This window comes from Mesorhizobium sp. M7A.F.Ca.US.006.01.1.1, from assembly GCF_003997935.1.
Taxonomy (GTDB): domain Bacteria; phylum Pseudomonadota; class Alphaproteobacteria; order Rhizobiales; family Rhizobiaceae; genus Mesorhizobium.
Window position 1 is genome coordinate 1 of record NZ_RZQL01000417.1, and the last position, 3459, is coordinate 3459.

Below are 3459 nucleotides of genomic sequence, written 5' to 3' on the forward strand. Positions count from 1 at the left end.
AAGTAATAATCTTTGCGCGAATAGATATCGATGTCGTTGGGCTCGGTGTGGGAGACGATCGTCAGGTCGTAATCCTTCTTGGTGAACACCTGGTCCAGCCACTGTGCCCATTCGACCGGAATGATTTCCAGATCGATGCCGACGTCGCGAAGCTGCGAAGCGATGATCTCTCCGCCGAGACGGGCATAGGTGGGCGGCGGCAGTTTCAGCGTCGCCTTGAAGCCGTTCTCGAGGCCTGCCTCTTTCAGCAATTCCTTGGCCTTGGCGACATCATTCGGGTAGCGGCCGGTGAGGTCGACATAGTCCTTGTTGGCCGGCGACATATGCGAGCCGATCGGCTGGCCGAGGCCGGCCGAGGCGCCGTCGATGATCGCCTTGCGGTTGAGCGCGTAGGAGATCGCCTGCCTCACCTGCAGCTTGTCGAAGGGCGGCTTCTTGTTGTTGATCGACAGGATGGTCTCACCCTCGGTCGCGCCAATCACAACCTTGAAGCGCGGGTCGTCCTTGACCTGGGCGACGCTGTCGGCATCGAAGAACGGGAAAGCCTGGATGTCGCCCGAGAGCAGCGCCGGCACATAGGCCGCGGCATCCGGCACGATGCGAAACTCGGCCTTGTCGAGGGACGCTGGTGTGCCCCAGTAATTGTCCGATTTGACCAGCGTGATCGACGATCCCTTGGCCCAGCTCTGGAACTTGAACGGGCCGGTGCCGATCGGTTTCTCCTTGTTGGTGTCGGCAGATTCGGGCGCCACGATCACCGCGTCGCCCCAGCCCATATTGTAGAGGAACGAGCCCTGCGGGTTCTTCAGCGTGACCTTGACGGTCGCCGGATCGACGACGTCGACCTTGTCGATGGCTGCGAACAGGCCCTTTTGCGCGTTCACGGAGTTGTCGGCTCGCGCCCGGTCGAGCGAGAATTTCACGTCGCTGGCATCGAAGTCGGTACCGTCGTGGAATTTCACGCCGGTGTGCAGCTTGAAAGTGTAGACCTTGCCGTCATCGGAAATGGTCCAGCTTTCAGCCAGATCGGGCAGCACCTCGCCATTCGGCCCGATGCGGGTCAGGCCCTCGAACACATTGGCGTAGAGCACTTCGTCGATCGCAGCAGCGGCCCCGGCGGTCGGATCGAGATGCGGAGGTTCGAGCGGAATGCCGATGACCAGGTCGGTTCGCGCGGCAAACGCAGAGGTGCCGGCGGCCAGCGACAGCACCGCGGCCGCCAGAATGGTTTTCCACAATTTCATCGTGCAACTCCCCATGCGTTCAGACACGTGCTCGAACCGGGACGATAGAAGCGTGATTTCGCCACGGAGTAAATTGCGTTTCGTTCTGCCCGTTGGCGTGGCCGGGAATGTTTTTGTCCTGGCGGCCGCATCGGCAGGTCGAAGCTTGTCGCGGTGCGCACCTTATCCCGTGGCTGTGCCGCGCAGCAGCACGTTGAGCCCGATCGCCATCACCTTGGCCGATTCCACCATGTCCGATATGCCGACCCATTCATCCGGCCGATGGGCGAGGTCGAGAATGCCCGGCCCATAGGCGATGCAATCATAGATATGGCCGATGCGGGCTATGTGCTTCTGGTCGTAGGTGCCCGGCGATATGACGTAGTCGGGTTCGCGGTCGAAGATCGCCATGATGCCTTGCGCAACCGCCTTGACCACCGGCGCGTCGCGCTCGGTCATCAGGGGCAGCACTTCCATCAAGTCGCGTATTTCGTAGTCGAATTTTGTCCGCTCGCGCTTCAACCGGTCGAGAATGCCGGTCACTTCGCCTTTGACGGTTTCGAGATCTTCCTCGAGCAGGAAACGGCGGTCGATGGTCATCCGGCAGGAGTCGGGCACGTTGGGCGAGGGCAGGCCGGGCCGGAAATCCTCGGTCTGGCCGCCATGGATCGAATTGATGTTCATGGTCGAGCGTTTTGCTCCTTCTGGCACAACCGGCATGCGCGTCATCTTGCGGTCGAGCGCAGGGAACAGCTCGTCCTCGAAAGCCCGCAGCACGGCGCCCATATGGCGCACCGCATTGTCGCCGAGAAACGGCATCGAGCCGTGCGCGATCTCGCCCTTGGTCTCGATCTCCGCCCACCAGACGCCACGATGACCGAGACAGATGCGGTCCTTGTTCAGCGGCTCGGGAATGATGACATGGTCGACCCTGGGTTTGGAGAAATAGCCGAGCCTGGCCAAATGGGCGACGCCGCCGAAGCCGCCGGACTCCTCGTCGACGGTGCCGGATATTTCGATGGCGCCGGGAAAATCGGGGAAGACTTCCATGAAGGCCTCGGCTGCGATGATCGAGGCGGCAAGACCGCCCTTCATGTCGCAGGCGCCGCGGCCATAGACCCTGCCATCCCTGACGATGCCGGCAAAGGGATCGACGGTCCAGCCATCGCCGGCTTCGACAACGTCGATATGCGAATTGAAGTGGACGCAGGCGCCTGATGATCTTCCGTCGAAGCGGGCAACGACATTGACGCGCGGGTAGCGATCGGTGTCGCCGGGCGTGCCTTCGGCGCGGATGAACTCGGTCTCGAAACCGCTCTTCTTCAGCCGCGCGCCGAGATATTCGGCGCATGGCCGGTAGGCCTCGCCGGGTGGATTGATGGTCGGAAAACGGATCAGCTCGGCGGTCAGAGCGACGATGTCGTCGCGCCTGTCATCGATTGCCTGGAGGAGTCGCTGGTTCATGCGCGGAGTTGAGCAGCGATCTCGGCGGTTTTGCAAGCCCGCCGGCGATCAAACCGATGCGGCGTGTCGTTACGGCAACTATTGCGCGAAATCGTTCAAATTCGCTGCTTTGGATTGGCGAATTGGTCAAGGTGTGTGTGTTAGCCCGTGCATCTGCCATTAAAAAGATGAAAAACAATTAGAGGGCAGGCAGGTTAGGGGCAATCAAAGGGGTTTGATCGCATGAAAAAGACAGTTCTCACGGCAGCCATGTTTGTTGCGATGCTGTTCGGTGCTTCGGGGCAGGGCTGGGCAGCCAGCCTCGTTGCAAATATAGACGTGTCGTCGCAGACGATGACCGTCAGATATGGCGCGTCGGTTTACCGGTGGAGTGTCTCCACGGCCCGCACCGGCTATTTCACGCCGCGCGGCACCTATCGGCCGCAGCGCACGGCCAGGATGTGGTATTCGCGCAAATACCATATGTCGCCGATGCCCTATTCGGTGTTCTTCCATGGCGGCTATGCCATCCATGGAACCGGCGCCGTCAGGCAGCTCGGCCGCCCGGCGTCGCATGGCTGCGTGAGGCTGCACACGGCCAATGCCGCCACGTTCTATTCGATGGTGCGGGAAGTGGGTTTCGGCAACACGCGCATTGTCGTCACCAACTGAGGCGATTCAGGTCCACTGTTATCTGCTGGCGCAGGGCTAACACCCACGCCAGCAGTTCTGCTTAAGCGTTCGGGACCGCTTTTGCCTGCGAGGACCGCTTTCGACGCCCGCCGCTGATCCT

At 61.1% G+C, this 3459-nt stretch carries 3 protein-coding genes; 1 reads left to right on the top strand and 2 read right to left on the bottom strand.

What is annotated here, in order from left to right; translation table 11 throughout:
- Both EN943_RS36110 and EN943_RS36115 read right to left on the bottom strand, forming a co-directional pair.
- A partial coding sequence (locus EN943_RS36110) for an ABC transporter substrate-binding protein (protein ID WP_164778577.1) occupies positions 1-1244 on the bottom strand: 1244 nt, incomplete at its 3' end.
- Positions 1245-1406: 162 nt separating this feature from the next.
- Positions 1407-2687, bottom strand: coding sequence for an acetylornithine deacetylase/succinyl-diaminopimelate desuccinylase family protein (locus tag EN943_RS36115; RefSeq protein ID WP_127416513.1), 1281 nt, complete (start codon positions 2685-2687; stop codon positions 1407-1409).
- Between the two features lie 222 nt (positions 2688-2909).
- Here EN943_RS36115 and EN943_RS36120 point away from each other — a divergent pair, with 222 nt between their 5' ends.
- Positions 2910-3338 carry a L,D-transpeptidase gene (locus tag EN943_RS36120; RefSeq protein WP_127416514.1) on the top strand — a complete coding sequence of 143 codons (429 nt, stop codon included), beginning with the start codon at positions 2910-2912 and terminating at the stop codon, positions 3336-3338.
- The last annotated feature ends 121 nt before the right edge of the window (positions 3339-3459 follow it).